Origin of the sequence: Providencia sp. PROV080 (genome assembly GCF_033688105.1) — a bacterium.
GTDB classification, from domain to species: Bacteria; Pseudomonadota; Gammaproteobacteria; order Enterobacterales; family Enterobacteriaceae; genus Providencia; species Providencia zhejiangensis.
Map to the genome: position 1 here is coordinate 1355319 of NZ_CP096346.1, position 16557 is coordinate 1371875.

Genomic DNA, 16557 nt, shown 5'->3' on the forward strand with positions numbered 1-16557 from the left:
TCAGTAGTGAGAGATAACTATGTTTGGTAAAGGTGGTTTGGGCAATCTAATGAAGCAAGCCCAACAAATGCAAGAAAAAATGCAAAAAGTTCAGGAAGAAATCGCCAATCTAGAAGCAACAGGCGAATCTGGCGCTGGTCTAGTCAAAGTTACCATCAACGGCTCACATAACTGCCGCCGTGTTGAGATAGATCCAAGTCTTCTTGAAGATGATAAAGATATGCTGGAAGATTTGATTGCCGCAGCATTTAATGATGCAGCTCGCCGTATTGAAGAAACGCAGAAAGAAAAAATGGCAAGTGTTTCAAGTGGCATGCAACTGCCACCAGGCTTTAAGATGCCATTCTAATGCAAACGAGTCCGCTTCTAGAGTCATTGATGGAAGCTTTGCGCTGTCTCCCTGGTGTTGGGCCAAAGTCAGCGCAACGTATGGCTTTTCATCTGCTTCAGCGTGATCGTAGTGGTGGCATGCGCCTTGCGCAGTCACTGACTCGAGCAATGTCAGAAATCGGTCACTGCCGTGATTGTCGTACTTTTACCGAACAGGATGTGTGTAATATCTGTGAAAATCCGCGTCGTCAACAGAACGGTTTGATTTGTGTGGTTGAAAGCCCTGCGGATATTTATGCTGTGGAACAAACTGGTCAATTTTCAGGGCGTTATTTTGTGCTGATGGGGCATTTATCACCGATTGATGGTATTGGCCCGATGGATATCGGACTGGATAGATTAGAAGAGCGGTTATCTTCTGAAACCATTACTGAAGTGATACTTGCGACTAACCCAACGGTAGAAGGTGAGGCAACAGCAAACTATATTGCGCAGATGTGTGCTCAATATGGCATTACTGCAAGCCGAATCGCACATGGCGTACCTGTTGGTGGTGAGCTGGAAATGGTCGATGGTACCACGTTATCTCACTCATTAGCGGGTAGGCAGCGCCTCTAGTAACAGGTAACATCTTAAGCTACGGGCGGTTGACTGGCTGTAGCTTTAATCACCGCAATGTCTTACCATAAGCATCGCTTATTGTTTTTGTCGCAGTCCTTTCACATAATTCGAATCTCTTCGCTTTTTTATTCTTTAGTATCACTCAGTTATCCCTTTGAATGACTTATTGTCGTTGAGTCTTCGCGGAGACATTTTTTCTTTCATGCGCTTGAATTTCTGTTTTTTGCCCCCAATTCAATCTCATCGATAAGTCAAAACTATCCCATTAGATTGATGATATAGAGGCATTAATGAGTATGAAAGGACAAGAAACTCGCGGGTTCCAATCTGAAGTCAAACAACTGCTCCAGTTGATGATCCACTCTCTTTACTCAAACAAAGAAATCTTTTTGCGTGAACTTATTTCAAACGCATCCGATGCGGCAGATAAACTGCGTTTTCGTGCACTTTCAAAACCTGAATTGTATGAAAATGATGGGGAACTGCGTGTTCGCATTAGCGCAAATAAAGAAGATGGGACACTCACAATTAGCGATAACGGTATTGGTATGAGCCGTGATGAAGTTATTGATAACTTAGGAACGATCGCTAAATCAGGCACTAAAGCCTTTTTAGAATCTCTGGGTGGTGACCAAGCAAAAGATAGTCAAATGATTGGTCAGTTTGGTGTTGGTTTCTATTCTGCTTTTATCGTTGCTGATAAAGTGACTGTTCGTAGCCGTGCTGCTGGTGCATCGGCAGACCAAGGCGTATTTTGGGAATCTGCTGGTGAAGGTGAATACACTATTGCCGACATTGAAAAAGCGGATCGTGGCACTGAAATCACGTTACATTTGCGTGAAGATGAAAAAGAGTTTTTAGATAACTGGCGTTTGCGTTCAGTTATCAGCAAATATTCAGACCATATTGCACTACCTGTAGAAATTGAAGTTAAAAATGAAGAAGATGGCACAATAACTTGGGAGAAAATCAACCAAGCTAAAGCGCTATGGACGCGTAATAAGTCTGAAATTTCTGATGAAGAGTATATCGAGTTTTACAAACACATCTCCCATGATTATGCGGATCCATTAACTTGGTCTCATAATCGTGTTGAAGGTAAGCAGGAGTACACTAGCTTATTGTATATACCTTCACAGGCGCCGTTTGATCTCTGGAATCGTGAGCAGCGCCATGGATTAAAACTGTATGTTCAGCGTGTGTTTATTATGGATGACGCTGAGCAGTTTATGCCAAATTATTTGCGCTTTGTGCGTGGGGTATTGGATTCAAACGATTTACCCCTCAACGTATCTCGCGAAATACTGCAAGATAGCGCATTAACTCGTAGCTTGCGTGGTGCATTAACCAAGCGTGTCCTGCAAATGCTAGATAAACTGGCGAAGAATGATGCGGAAAAATATCAGTCTTTCTGGCAGCAATTTGGTCTAGTGATGAAAGAAGGACCTGCGGAAGATATGAGCAATAGTGAAGCTATTGCGAAACTGCTGCGTTTTGCATCAACACATAATGATAGCAACGTGCAGAATGTCTCTTTAGAAGACTATATTAGCCGTATGGTTGAAGGGCAGGAGAAAATCTATTACATCACGGCGGATAGCTATGCTGCGGCTAAGAGCAGCCCTCATTTAGAGCTGTTCCGTAAGAAAGGTATTGAGGTACTACTGCTTTCTGATCGCATTGATGAATGGATGATGAACTATTTATCCGAGTTTGATGGTAAGCCTTTCCAATCGGTTAGCAAAGCCGATGAGTCGCTGGATAAACTCGCAGATGAAGATAAAGCAGAGCAAGAAGAAGCCGATAAGCAATTAGAACCTTTTGTTGAGCGTGTGAAAACATTGTTGGCAGATCGCGTTAAAGAGGTCAAATTGACCCACCGCTTGACGGATACACCTGCGATTGTCACCACCGATGCCGATGAGATGAGCACACAAATGGCGAAGTTATTCGCTGCGGCAGGTCAAGCGGCTCCTGAAGTGAAATATAACTTTGAGCTTAATCCATCACATCCACTGGTTAAGAAAGCGTCAGAAGTGACGGATGATGCACTGTTTGCTGATTGGGTTAATGTTTTGTTAGACCAAGCTTTATTAGCAGAGCGCGGTACATTAGAAGATCCAAATTTATTCATTCGTAAAATCAACGAATTATTAATGAAATAATTCGCTAATTGATTTTCGTTTTTGAGCAAAAACCACGTTTTAGCCAGCGCTTTAGCGTGGTTTTTTTCTTTTACGAAAGAAGTAAAATGCGAAAACGTTTACGTGTCTTCTTGAGTAAAGCGCCATCCTAATGGTATGGTATCTTGTTTTCTTTTCAAATTATAAAAAACTAAATAGCAAGGGGTTTACGCAATGCGTATCATTCTGCTCGGTGCTCCAGGCGCCGGTAAGGGCACTCAAGCTCAATTTATTATGGAGAAATTTGGTATTCCACAAATTTCAACTGGCGACATGTTACGTGCAGCAGTTAAAGCAGGTAGTGAGCTAGGTTTAAAAGCAAAAGAGCTAATGGATAATGGTAAGTTAGTGACTGATGAATTAGTGATTGCATTAGTTAAAGAGCGCATCAAACAAGATGACTGCCGCAATGGCTTCTTGTTGGATGGGTTCCCGCGCACCATTCCTCAAGCTGATGCAATGAAGGAAGCCGGTATTGATGTTGATTTCGTATTAGAATTCGATGTACCTGATGAAATCATTGTTGAGCGTATTATTGGTCGCCGTGTGCATGCACCTTCAGGTCGTGTTTATCATGTGACATTCAACCCACCTAAAGTTGAAAATAAAGATGATGTCACAGGTGAAGAGCTCACTATTCGTAAAGATGACCAAGAAGATACCGTTCGTAAGCGTTTGGTTGAATATCATGATTTAACCGCACCTTTGGTCGCTTATTATCAAAAAGAAGCGGCTGCGGGTAACACTCAGTATTTCAAAATTGATGGAACTCGCAAAGTTTCTGAAGTGAGTGAAGAATTAGCAAAAATCCTCGGCTAATAAAGATGATAGCTATCAACAAAGGCAGCGATAATCGCTGCCTTTGCTTTTGTCGCATAAGAAGATAAATAAAGACCGCATTTTATGATATAAAGTTGGGAATAATTATCATTTAAGGAGTATCATTGTGTCAGAGAATAAATTCGGTATTTTATTGGTTAATCTAGGGACGCCTGATGCCCCAACGACTCCGGCAGTTAAACGTTATCTTGCGGAATTTTTGAGTGATGTCCGTGTTATTGATGTCTCTCGTGCGATTTGGAAACCTATTTTATATGGCATTGTATTGCCATTTCGTTCGCCTAAGGTTGCGAAACTCTATCAATCAATTTGGACCGAAGATGGTTCACCTTTACTCGCTTATACGTTAAAGCAGAAAGCTAAGTTAGCTAAATGTTTTTCTAATATACCAATAGAAGTTGGGATGAGTTATGGCTCACCGTCACTGAAAAGTGCAATTGACTCCTTGATGTGCCAAGGTGTGACCGAATTAATCGTACTTCCTTTATATCCTCAGTACTCCTGTTCGACGACAGCGGCTGTCTATGATGGTATTTCCGCGATTCTCAAGCAAATGCGTACAATTCCGTCGTTACATTTTATCCGTAGTTATGCGACGCATCCTGCCTATATTCAGGGCTTAGTCAACTCAATTGAGCAAAGCTTTGCTCAGCATGGTGAACCTGACCGACTGATTTTGTCGTTCCATGGCATTCCTAAACGTTATGCGGATACTGGCGATATTTATCCACAAGAGTGTGAAGCAACAACTCGTTTAGTTAAAGAGGCGTTGAATTTTCCAGCGGAACGTGTATTGATGACTTATCAATCTCGTTTTGGTCGTGAGCCTTGGTTAACGCCCTATACCGATGAGACAATGAATCAATTACCCTCACAAGGCGTAAAATCAGTTCAAGTGATTTGTCCCGGATTTTCTGCGGACTGTTTAGAAACACTAGAAGAAATTAGTGAACAAAATCAACACTTTTTCAAAAGCCAAGGGGGAGAATCCTATCATTATATACCCGCATTAAATGACAGTGAGGATAGTATTAACTTATTCAAAATCCTGATTAATGGTTTAATAAAAACAATTTAAAGTTTAAATTAATATTAAATATGGTGTTTATCGATATATCATAAATCGAGAAAACTATTATACTCACTGATATAAAGGGTTGATGCATTATTAATTTGGTACTTAACTGGAATTTATTATGAGCACTGATAGAGAATCACGGAATGATAAAACAGCAAGTGAGATGCAAATCTCGCAATTTAACTTACAGCAAAGCGATGAAGTTGATTTGATGGCTTTGTTTGCTGTTTTAATAAGAAATAAATTTATTATTATCGCTATCACTGTTGCTATTACGCTTATTAGTACTCTTGTGGTATCCCTGCTCCCCCAAAAATGGAGCAGTACAGCGGTTGTTGTTCCCCCATCTTCTGAAGAAATTAAAGATATTAATACACTCAGTGCGCAACTCAGTGTTCTTGATGTGAAAATTGATTTATCTGCACAACAAATTTTTAATGCATTTATTGAGCAGTATCGGTCAAAAGTTAATCAAGAAGCCTATGTTCGTAGCACGAACTACTTTCAAGAACTCGCCAAAAAAATTGATCCAGCGGATAAAGAAAATGGTGAGCAACGACTGGTAAATAACATTATTACCAACAGTATTCATATTACAGACCAGTCAAAAGAAAAAAATAGTACATCGAATGACATTATACTCACTTTCATTGCACCGACGCCTTCAGAAGCTCAAGATCTGTTGGCTGGCTATGTTCGCTATACAGCAACAAAAGTCAGGGAGCAATTTAAGCAAGATATTCAAAATGCGATAGCCCAACAGTTAGTCCGTGCAAATGAAACCTTTAAACAAGAGGTGACAAAAATTCGGACAGAATACGATGTTAAGGTGGAAAGATTAAAACGTGCCATTGATATCGCAAAAGCGGCGGGCGTTCGTAAGCCGATAGTGACGGATTCTGCCATCATTAGTGATGATCCTGATTATCCCATTGCGTTAGGAACTGAAGCGCTAGAGAAAAAATTAGCGATAGAGTTGCAGAACCGTGATATTGCAATGTTGAGTGAAGATTTACAAATTCGTCAACACTACATCAATAGCTTGTCAGAATTAAAGATTGATACTATCGACTTTTTACCCGCTAAATTCATTCTTGCACCTGATTTACCCGCTAAGAAAGATTCGCCAAAATCGACACTCATCATCGCATTGAGTGCTATCCTCGGCCTGATCTTGAGCAGCGCATACGTATTAACTCGCGAGCTATACCGCGATTATACAATGAAGACGGCGTCACATTCATAATCGATCACGATAAACATAAATTGTCACCTTGATCGCAGGTGCTGGTTTATGTTTATCATGCTAGAATAGCGGCATGTCTACTCGCTAATTTGTTCATTATGAAATTCCCCGGTCAACGTAAATCAAAGCATTATTTTCCTGTTAGTTTAAGAGATCCACTGTTACAACCTATCAAAGAGCGGATGGATGAGGGTGAAAACTGTCGATCCTATATCGTGGGTATCGATCAGACACTTGTCGATATTGAAGCCAAGGTCGATGATGCATTTATTGAACGCTATCAATTAAGCAAAGGGCATTCTTTAGTTATAGAAGATGATGTTGCAGAAGCGTTATATGCAGAGCTAACAAGTAATGCATTGATAACTCATGAGTTTGCAGGTGGAACCATCGGCAATACTTTGCATAATTACTCTGTGTTGGCGGATGATCGCTCTGTATTGTTAGGTACCATGTGTAATAACATTCAAATAGGTAGCTATTCTTATCGCTATTTATGCCACACATCGAGCCGAATGGATCTTAACTATTTACAAGGGGTTGATGGGCCTATAGGACGTTGCTTTACACTGATTGCAGAAAATGGTGAACGAACTTTTGCGATTAGCCCTGGGCATATGAATCGACTTCGTCCTGACAGTATTCCAGAAGAGATTATTGCTGGTGCATCGGCCTTGGTACTTACTGCGTATTTAGTGCGTTGTAAACCGGGTGAAACCATGCCCGAGGCTACGATGCAAGCTATCAGCTATGCTAAGAAGCATAATGTTCCTGTGGTATTAACGCTTGGAACTAAGTTTGTTATAGCCCAAGACCCTCAATTTTGGCGTGATTTCCTCGCTGAACATGTTTCTGTCGTGGCGATGAATGAAGATGAAGCATTGGAGCTGACGGGCTTTAATGATCCACTGTTAGCATCGGATATGGCCCTTAATTGGGTTGATCTTGTGTTGTGCACGGCGGGGCCTTCAGGCCTTTATATGGCTGGCTATACGGAAGAAGCATTTAAACGCACTACACAGCATCCTCTGTTGCCGGGGGCGATCCCTGAATTTAACCTCTATGAATTTAGCCGAGCTATGCGCCGGCAAGATTGTGAAGTTCCTATGCGTATCTATTCCCATATAGAACCTTATATGGGGGGCCCAGAAAAAATTATGAATACCAATGGGGCCGGTGACGGCGCTTTATCGGCGTTGTTACATGATATCACTGCGAATTCATACCATCGTATGAACGTTCCGAATTCCAGTAAACATGCGCGTCAGTATCTGACTTACTCTTCATTAGCCCAAGTATGCAAATATGCGAATCGGGTGAGTTATCAAGTGCTAACTCAGCATTCACCGCGTTTAACCCGTGGTTTACCTGAAAAAGAAGACAGTCTAGAAGAGTCATATTGGGAACGCTAGTTGTTGGTTTTTTCTTAAATAGCGTCAGATAGCACCTCATTGTTGCTAATAAAACAGTGGGGTGTTTTTTTAGATAGTGAAGAAAAAACCCCCCACACAGTGGGGGAAGTAGGACACAAAAAATATCATCAATAATGGTTTAGGCGAAATGGAGTATAGCGCCTTATAGGGGCTGAAAAGTGGAGGAAATATGAATCCATTTATTGTTAATTGTTCTATTTTAGACTAATAAACAGATAAAAATGTTATTACGATATTATTGCAAGGAACGGGTAAGCCATATCAAATTGAATTTAAGGTTTTTTGAGTGTCGTGGGCATAGATTGGTTAATCACGATGAATAACCGATATGATGTTTTACATCTTGCTTAGAGAAAGGGATATTTGATTCGCAGACGATGGAAGCGCTTAATGTTGTTTTGGTATGAAATTAGCGCCTAAAAGAAAGGGAAGTTTGCACTTCCCTTGAGGTTGTTGACAAAGCGGGATAAAAGCGTGGTTTTTCCCACTTTGTGTTATCAGCCGAAAATCAATAAATTGATTTCCCTCTCTTATTTTCAAAACCTATTCGACTTTCCGCCAAACATCATATGTTTGGCGGCAGTCTGAAGGGAAGTTTGCACTTCCCTTTAACATTATTTTAGTGAGATGGTTTTAGATACTCATCGAGGTTTTTGCCTTCAGTATCTTTTGATAATGGTTCATCATCAATTGAACAGCCATACTCGGTCACGTCGTTACACATAAAAGTCGCCATGGCTTTAGCAATTTCATGTTCACCAATGATGATATGGTCGGCCCCACGTTCTTTAATAAAGCTAACTTCATCATCATAGTGAGCACGGACGATCACGGTAATATTCGGGTTCAACTCTTTTGCATGAGTCACGATTTCACCAGCCTCGTAGCCATTTGGAATCGTGAGTAGCAAAGTTTTCGCACACTCAATGCGCGCAAGGCTAATAATGTCTTTATTCGCACCATTACCTAGGATAGCGCTAAACCCGTTTTCAGCCAGCTCTTCAAACTTAGCTCGAGTGTCTTCCACGACGACTAATGGAATATCACGACGGCGCAGTTTATCAGCTAACATACCACCAACACGCCCGTAGCCGACAATGATGGCATGACCACAAATATCGACAGGAATTTGGGTTTCTTCTTCCAATGTCTCTTCGAGTAGTTGTTCCTCGATAGTCTCGGTTTTTTCTAAGTACTTATCGAGTAAACTAAAGAGTACAGGATTAAGCATAATTGAAACTATCGCACCTGCTAACACTAAGTTTTGTGCTTCTTTGTCCATGACACCAAGTGCCATTCCCATGCCTGCTAAAATAAAGGCAAACTCACCAATTTGCGCCAAGCTAACAGAGATGGTTAATGCCGTTCGCCTTGAATGGCCAAATAGGCGAACAAGGATTAATGCGGCCGCAGATTTACCGACGATAATAATCGCGAGAACACCAATCACACCTAATGGATGGTCAATCAGTACGACAGGGTCGAACAGCATCCCAACGGAAACAAAGAAGAGTACAGCAAACGCGTCTCTTAGCGGGAGCGTATCCTGTGCTGCACGGTGGCTAAGTTCTGATTCATTTAACACCATACCCGCAAAGAAAGCACCGAGTGCAAATGATGCATCAAATAATGCAACAGCAGCATAGGCGATACCCAGTGCAAGAGCGAGCACAGCAAGTGTAAATAATTCACGAGAACCTGTGGATGCGGTACGTGATAAAATCCAAGGGATCACACGACGACCAATAACTATCATAATGATAATAAAGGCGACCACTTTCCCCACAGTCCATGCAAGTCCGATAAGTAACTCACTAAAGCTCGCTTGCTCAGAATTCATAATTGCAGCAGCAGCGGGTAATAGAACTAGCGTCAGAACCATCGCGAGGTCTTCAACAATTAACCAACCGATAGCAATCTGGCCTCGTTGGCTTTCAATCAGTTGCCGTTCTTCTAAGGCACGAAGTAATACAACCGTACTTGCTGTTGATAAACAGAGGCCAAAAACGATACCTGAAAAGGTTCCCCAGCCAAATAGCATGGAAAGGCCTAAACCTAAAAGAGTGGCGACTGCAATTTGTGCAATCGCTCCGGGAATGGCGATGGCTTTAACGGCTAAGAGATCTTTCAGTGAAAAATGTAGCCCGACACCAAACATTAAAAGGATAACACCAATTTCAGCTAGTTCTGGCGCAAGCGTTGTATCGGCAACAAAACCCGGAGTAAAAGGACCGGCTAAAACACCCGCCGCAAGATAGCCCACCAAAGGGGAAATTTTTAATCGCTGAGCGATCATACCTAACAAATATGCAAGGGCGAGACCACCAACAATGGTTGTGATTAAGGGCGTAGAATGCTCCATTTAGTCTCCTTTGATTGATTTGAATTTTTAGGAATCAAGTTCCCATATTTTGGAATGCACTTTGCATATAATTCTATTTTATCGTTATTTGAGAAAAATTTCCTTAAAAAATTTAAATGTTTTTCAAATAAAAGTGGTTTATTAGTGCTAAATCGTTACAAAGATGTCATTTGTGTGATTTTTTGTTGAATTTTAAGTGAGATATAGAGGTAAGTTCCCATACTTATTTTTCAATAAGTATGGGTTAAATAAAGGGAAATGACTATTTTTGTTCTAGATTTGGTAGTAATACGGTAAAAATACCCAATAAAGGCAGAAATGCACAATATTGATAAACTTGTTCGATGCTGGTTTTATCTGCGATTTGCCCCAATACTGCGGCGCCAACACCTCCCATGCCGAATGCTAACCCAAAAAACAGGCCAGATATCATTCCGGTTTTACCGGGGATCAACTCTTGTGCATAGACTAAAATGGCCGAAAACGCTGAGGCTAATATCAACCCAATGATAACGGTTAAAATGCTCGTCCAATACAGAGAGGCATGTGGTAGCAGCAATGTAAACGGCGCGACCCCTAAGATAGAGAACCAAATTACATATTTACGCCCAATCTTGTCACCAACAGGCCCGCCTATCATGGTTCCAGCGGCGACCGCAAAAAGGAAGATAAATAGGTGGATCTGCGCGTTCTGTACGGTGACACCAAATTTTTCAATAAGGTAAAAAGTGTAATAGCTACTAATACTTGCGAGATAAAAATATTTAGAAAAAATTAATATCAGCAATATAGCTAATGAACCAATGACAGCCTTACGAGGCAATACGTTGATTTCGACGTGAGATACTGGCTTTTTACTGACAGCTCGATGTTGTTGCTTATACCAACGGCTTACTTGCAATAACACGACAATCGCTAATAAGGCGGCCAAAGAGAACCAACCGACATTACCTTTACCGTAAGGCTCAATAACCAGTGCGGCAAGTAATGGCCCCAAAGATGCCCCTAAATTTCCACCAACCTGGAAAAAAGATTGTGCAAGGCCGTGACGACCGCCTGATGCCATGCGTGCGACACGAGATGATTCAGGGTGGAAGACTGAAGAACCCGTTCCTACTAATGCGGCAGCTAACAATATAACGGGGAATGTTTCAGCCATAGCAAGCAATAGCAATCCTGTTAGTGTAAAGCCCATCCCGATAGGTAATGAATAAGGCTGTGGATGTTTATCGGTATAATAGCCAATGACAGGTTGCAGTAATGATGCTGTAATTTGGTAGGTCAATGTAATCAAACCGACTTGTGCAAAACTGAGTGAAAAATCAGACTGCAAGAGTGGATAGATAGCTAATATCAATGACTGAATCATATCGTTCAGCAAGTGAGAGAAGCTAATGGCAGTAAGAATGCTAAAAACAGTTTTACCTGTTTTACTAATAGGTTTTGCGGCAGGGGTATGACTTTGGTTGGTTGTTTGCTCACTCATAATTAGTAACTTTCATAGTTGTGTTGCTAAATTGTTATCAATATAGCGTATTTGTCATTTAATTGAACTAATAAATATCACGATAAAAAAAGTCACCATCGTTATTAATGTTGATTAATGTCTCAGTTTAATGAAACAAGCACCATTTAACGCATAGGTTATCCAATTATGATCGCAGTTTTATGCTATAAATTAGCATTTACTATTAGGGCTAGAACCTAAACATACCATAAAAATTTGAGATATAGGCAGGGAGAAAAAGATGAATTTAACCTTTAAAGCATCGGTATGCGCATTGACGGTATCTTTGGCACTGTTGCCTATCGCACAGGCAAATGCTTGGGAAAAAGATAAAACATACAATATCACGATTTTACATACGAATGACCATCATGGTCATTTTTGGCATAACGATCACGGTGAATATGGTTTAGCAGCACAGAAAACCGTTGTGGATGAAATTCGTGATGAAGTGGCTAAGCAAGGTGGCAGCTTATTATTACTTTCCGGTGGTGATATTAATACCGGTGTCCCCGAATCTGATCTGCAAGACGCTGAGCCAGATTTTAAAGGGATGAACTTAGTCGGTTATGATGCAATGGCGCTGGGTAACCATGAGTTTGATAACCCACTAGACGTACTACGCACACAAGAAAAATGGGCTAATTTTCCGTTCTTATCAGCCAATATCTATCAAACCAGCACAGGTGAGCGTCTATTTAAACCTTACCAAATATTCGATAAACAAGGTGTCAAAATTGCAGTTCTAGGATTAACCACTGACGATACGGCGAAACTAGGAAATCCTGCAAACTTCCCAGATGTTGAGTTTAGAACACCGGCGGTTGAAGCGAAAAAAGTGGTTGAAGAACTCCGCGCGACAGAAAAACCAGATATTATCATCGCGGCTACCCATATGGGGCATTACGACAACGGTCAGCATGGCTCAAATGCTCCCGGTGACGTAGAAATGGCTCGTAGCTTACCTAAAGGCTATTTGGATATGATTGTGGGCGGTCACTCACAAGATCCCGTCTGTATGTCCAGCGAGAACAAAAACTATAAACAAGTCGATTATGTTCCTGGTACCCCTTGTGCGCCTGATAACCAAAATGGTACATGGATCGTTCAGGCTCATGAATGGGGCAAATATGTGGGGCGTGCTGATTTTGAATTTAAGAATGGTAAATTCACGCTAAAACATTACCAACTGATTCCGATCAATTTGAAAAAGAAAATCACGAAAGAGGACGGAACCAGCGAGCGTGTCTATTACACTCAAGAAATAGCCCACAATGAGGACATGATGAAGTTATTGACCCCTTATCAACAAAAAGGGGGTGAGCAACTGAATGTAAAAGTCGGTTCTGTTGAAGGGAAGCTTGAAGGCGATCGCAGTAAAGTCCGTTTTGTCCAGACTAACATGGGGCATTTGTTGTTAGCGGCACAAAAAGAGCGTGCAGATGCTGATTTTGCTGTTATGAGTGGTGGCGGTGTACGTGACTCGATTGAAAGTGGTGATATTACGTACAAAGATGTTTTAAAAGTACAACCCTTTACGAATGAATTGGTCTATATCGATTTTAAAGGGAATGAAGTCCTCGAGTATTTACAGGCCGCTGCGAATATGAAGCCTGATTCAGGGGCTTATGCACAATTTTATCATGTTAGCCTGACGTTAAACACAGACGGTAGCATTAGCGATGTCAAAATTGATGGCAAACCGTTTGATCCTGAAAAAACCTATCGCATGGCGACATTAAATTTCAATGCGATTGGAGGAGATGGTTATCCAAAAATCGACAATCATCCTAATTATGTTAATACAGGATTTGTCGATGCGGAGGTATTGAAAGCTTATATTGAAAAACACTCACCTTTAAAAGCGGCAGACTATGAGCCAAAAGGTGAAATTATTTATAAAAAATAATTGGTTAATTAATTTTACCAAGCCGATATAGTCTATAAAACCTGATCTTAGCCAGTGGCTGGGATCAGGTTTTTTCATATGGCATTATGCTTTTGTCTTCTTGTAATAAACAGGTTAAGGCGGCTTGTAAATGTGCAATGAAGTCGTGTTTAGAGTGAATGCCTAACTGAATTTGTTCAATAAAAAAGGGTAATTGCTGTTCTAACTTAGGGTATTTACCACTCAATCGACTGACATGTTCACTGAGCGTATCAGGCCAATCATTATCATGAAATGTTCGTAAGATATTGGTCGAGCGTATTAGTTTTTTGGCGGCCTGTTTTGATAATGTTAAGTATGTCGAGTGATCGTCTGTGTTGGCTATTTTTTGGCGATATTCTAAAAGAACAGAATGATAGTCACTATTAACGGCTAATGCGATATCCCTTGATGGACGGAATCGCGGAAAGAAGAGAGAAAGGTCTTCGCCATAAATGATTCGGCAATGATGTTTTAACCAGTATCCCCAACTATTGATATTACTGGGGGCGAGAACCTCCTGTTTGGTGGCAATATCAAAATCAATTTTAGGTATGATAGGGAAATGTTGAATACTGTTTTGCGCAATGTATTCAAGAGCTAGCGTCTCGTTTTCACTGATGTTGTTATTGAAAATAACACACAAGTCGAGATCTGAAATAGAGGGGATAGCATGACCACGCGCCACACTACCATAAATAAAAATACTGCAAATAGCCTCCCCATACTCAGCCAAAAGCTCCGCCTGAACAAAGGATACTATGCCTTGGTATGTGGTTTGGGTGGTGTTATTGTTTAGTGTGCTGATGTAACCATTTTCATCAACTGCCATGATCAATCCCTTTTAGTCTTTTTAGTCATGGAGCGTTGACATAATGAGCGATGAGTGGATGTCATCGGTACACACCTAAAGCAGCTTACCGCGATATTATTCTACATAAAATAATTATGTAGAATAAAGATAATGCCAACAAGAGATTATTTACACGCATCAAATCGTGTTGATATATAAAAGTAAATCACAAGGTTAGCTCGTGATCAACCACGAAAGCGGGCGCTGGCGGCTCGCCAAGGCTAACATCGGACCAACGTAGTACAGCGGCAGACGCTTCAGAGTGCCCCCCATAGGCGTATAAGACAACGAGTGAGCCGGGTTTGATCAGTTTTTGTGTGGCAGCCATGTATAAATGGATAGGAACCATTGCGGGGCCACTATACGCGTTCTGAGGAAAAGTATTCACCACTCGCTCTTTTGCTATGCCTAACGCATTGGCAGAAAACTCTGCATGCCAAGCTGTAGGTGTATTTAGTGCAACACAATCAATTTGTTCAATCGTCACGTTGGCTTTTAACAACGCGCTGTCAACGGTGCGTTTCAGGTAATATTCTGACGTGGCGCGTAGTACTTGAGACACCGTATCATCGATACGTAAACGAAGACGTTGAGATATGGGAGTCTGTTGACCTTCAATGACATCTAAGTGCCACGTTCCGCATGTTTCCCCCAGATGAATAGACTCAGTGCTAAGCAGGCCAAATGATTTTTCGACTGAACCAACAATGAAAGCGGCAGATGCATCGCCATAAAAGCGCAAAGCGGGATCATCTGCATCAAATAGGCGAGAAAATTGGGCCGTCGCAATCACTAATACTCTCTTTTTTTGTCCGCTTTGGACTAACCCACAGGCTGTGAGGAAGGCCGACATTGAGCCATTACAGGTGGCTGAAATATTGAATGCGCCGCCACCAATCCCTAATTCATGAGCAATATACCCCGCATCTCCGAAACCGATGTTATCGTCAAAGAGAGAGGTCACGATGAGACAATCGATATCACTTGCGGGTATTTTGGCCGCTGTTAACACTTTCGTGGCGGCTTTGATACCAAGCGATGAGGCACTCTCATGATTGATGACAACTCGACGTTCCACGCTACCGAGAAAAGTGTCAGATAGATAAGGTTTCATTGCGTCATCATAAAAATGAGGGGGGGAGGATTGAGATCGAGAAAGGGAAGGTTTACGACGAACGATAGCGTCTTTATCCCACCATCCATTGGTACGTACTCCTTCAGGTAAATGAATTGCAATCGATTGAATTCCAACGGATAACATATGTTCTCCTTTAGTGATGTTGATAATTAAGCTAATTGCGAGTCGTTACATTTACACCAATAAAATAAAACGATATTTCCCCAAGTTAGATAATATATAAATTATAATGACTGAATATTATCACCATGAATAATCGTGTTTTTTATATAAAAATAAAGATTAAATAAATATTAGATGGTAAATTTTATAGTTCAAGAACATTAATAAAAATAAAACTTTTATATATTAACTATTAAAGAACTTATAATTAATTTGGTATTTATATTATGTATAATCTGAATGAAATAATAGGCTTTTCTATTGATGAATAATCAATGCCTCTATGTAAATCAATGGGTTAATGTATTATCTCGAAGAGGGGGGCCCATCAAATATTAATGGGCAATATATAGAAGGTAAAAACGATGGTGCGAAGTCACATAATCAAGCTGTTAAAGTTTTTTTATTTCTGCAAAGCTAGCATTAAGCACATTAGCTAAATCTTGTGGCGCTAACTCAATATCTAATCCTCTTTTTCCCCCAGAAATAAATATCGTCGGATATTGTTGAGCTTGGCTATCGATGACAGTCAGTAAACGTTTTTTTTGGCCGAGTGGGCTAATGCCACCGATTAAATAGCCCGTTGTTTTTTGCGCGACTTGTGGATCAGCCATTTCAACTTTTTTCACGTTGAAGACTTTGGCGACCAATTTTAAATCTAATTGTCCCGACACAGGGGTAACCGCAACGGCTAATTTTTTTTGATCACCATTAAGAGCGACCAATAAGGTTTTGAAGACTTGCTTTGCATCTAAACCGAGCTTATTCACGGCTTCATCCCCAAAATTATGGACATTCGGGTCATGTTCATAAGGGTGAAGCTTAAAATTTATCTTTTGTTTTTCCAGTAGATTGACAGCAGGAGTCATATATTTAC

13 protein-coding genes are annotated in these 16557 nt (G+C 40.9%); 8 read left to right on the top strand and 5 right to left on the bottom strand.

What is annotated here, in order from left to right; all coding sequences use genetic code 11:
* The first annotated feature begins 19 nt into the window (after window positions 1-19).
* The 7 genes from M1F03_RS05845 to M1F03_RS05875 all read left to right on the top strand — a co-directional run bounded on the left by M1F03_RS05845 (window position 20) and on the right by M1F03_RS05875 (window position 7710).
* A complete protein-coding gene (locus M1F03_RS05845; protein WP_154623579.1) occupies window positions 20-349 on the top strand; it encodes a YbaB/EbfC family nucleoid-associated protein in 330 nt (109 codons plus the stop codon).
* A complete protein-coding gene (recR, locus tag M1F03_RS05850) occupies window positions 349-948 on the top strand; it encodes a recombination mediator RecR (RefSeq protein ID WP_154623578.1) in 600 nt (199 codons plus the stop codon). Before M1F03_RS05845 ends, recR begins: the two co-directional genes overlap by 1 nt.
* Window positions 949-1241: 293 nt before the next feature.
* Complete coding sequence (htpG, locus tag M1F03_RS05855; protein WP_154623577.1) at window positions 1242-3116, top strand: molecular chaperone HtpG; 1875 nt, start codon at window positions 1242-1244, stop codon at window positions 3114-3116.
* A gap of 192 nt (window positions 3117-3308) precedes the next feature.
* Window positions 3309-3953, top strand: a complete 645-nt coding sequence (gene adk, locus M1F03_RS05860) for an adenylate kinase (RefSeq protein WP_154623576.1) — start codon at window positions 3309-3311, stop codon at window positions 3951-3953.
* A 127-nt stretch (window positions 3954-4080) separates the two neighbouring features.
* Window positions 4081-5052 (top strand): ferrochelatase, encoded by a 972-nt coding sequence (hemH, locus tag M1F03_RS05865; RefSeq protein ID WP_251463772.1) that lies wholly within the window; start codon window positions 4081-4083, stop codon window positions 5050-5052.
* Between the two features lie 118 nt (window positions 5053-5170).
* Entirely contained in the window at window positions 5171-6298 is a 1128-nt protein-coding gene (gene wzz(fepE), locus M1F03_RS05870) for an LPS O-antigen length regulator Wzz(fepE) (protein WP_154624233.1), read from the top strand.
* A gap of 98 nt (window positions 6299-6396) precedes the next feature.
* Window positions 6397-7710, top strand: coding sequence for an inosine/guanosine kinase (locus M1F03_RS05875; RefSeq protein ID WP_154624234.1), 1314 nt, complete (start codon window positions 6397-6399; stop codon window positions 7708-7710).
* A 640-nt stretch (window positions 7711-8350) separates the two neighbouring features.
* Here M1F03_RS05875 and ybaL read toward each other — a convergent pair.
* Together ybaL and M1F03_RS05885 are read right to left on the bottom strand one after the other, a co-directional pair.
* Entirely contained in the window at window positions 8351-10093 is a 1743-nt protein-coding gene (gene ybaL, locus M1F03_RS05880) for a YbaL family putative K(+) efflux transporter (RefSeq protein ID WP_154635641.1), read from the bottom strand.
* 262 nt (window positions 10094-10355) lie between these two features.
* Complete coding sequence (locus M1F03_RS05885) at window positions 10356-11579, bottom strand: MFS transporter (RefSeq protein ID WP_154624235.1); 1224 nt, start codon at window positions 11577-11579, stop codon at window positions 10356-10358.
* A 262-nt stretch (window positions 11580-11841) separates the two neighbouring features.
* On the opposite strand from M1F03_RS05885, the gene ushA reads away from it, so the two are divergent.
* The gene (ushA, locus tag M1F03_RS05890) at window positions 11842-13509 is read left to right on the top strand and encodes a bifunctional UDP-sugar hydrolase/5'-nucleotidase UshA (RefSeq protein WP_196713419.1); all 1668 of its coding nucleotides are present in this window, start codon (window positions 11842-11844) and stop codon (window positions 13507-13509) included.
* 64 nt (window positions 13510-13573) lie between these two features.
* Here the strand turns inward: ushA and M1F03_RS05895 are convergent, their stop codons facing one another.
* The 3 genes from M1F03_RS05895 to ybaK form a co-directional block, all read right to left on the bottom strand.
* Window positions 13574-14359, bottom strand: a complete 786-nt coding sequence (locus M1F03_RS05895; protein ID WP_251463774.1) for a nucleotidyltransferase domain-containing protein — start codon at window positions 14357-14359, stop codon at window positions 13574-13576.
* A gap of 187 nt (window positions 14360-14546) precedes the next feature.
* Window positions 14547-15641, bottom strand: a complete 1095-nt coding sequence (locus M1F03_RS05900) for a 3-oxoacyl-ACP synthase III family protein (RefSeq protein WP_251463776.1) — start codon at window positions 15639-15641, stop codon at window positions 14547-14549.
* 431 nt (window positions 15642-16072) lie between these two features.
* Window positions 16073-16549: a Cys-tRNA(Pro)/Cys-tRNA(Cys) deacylase YbaK gene (gene ybaK / locus M1F03_RS05905; protein ID WP_154623265.1), complete on the bottom strand. Its 477-nt coding sequence runs from the start codon at window positions 16547-16549 to the stop codon at window positions 16073-16075.
* Window positions 16550-16557: the final 8 nt, after the last annotated feature.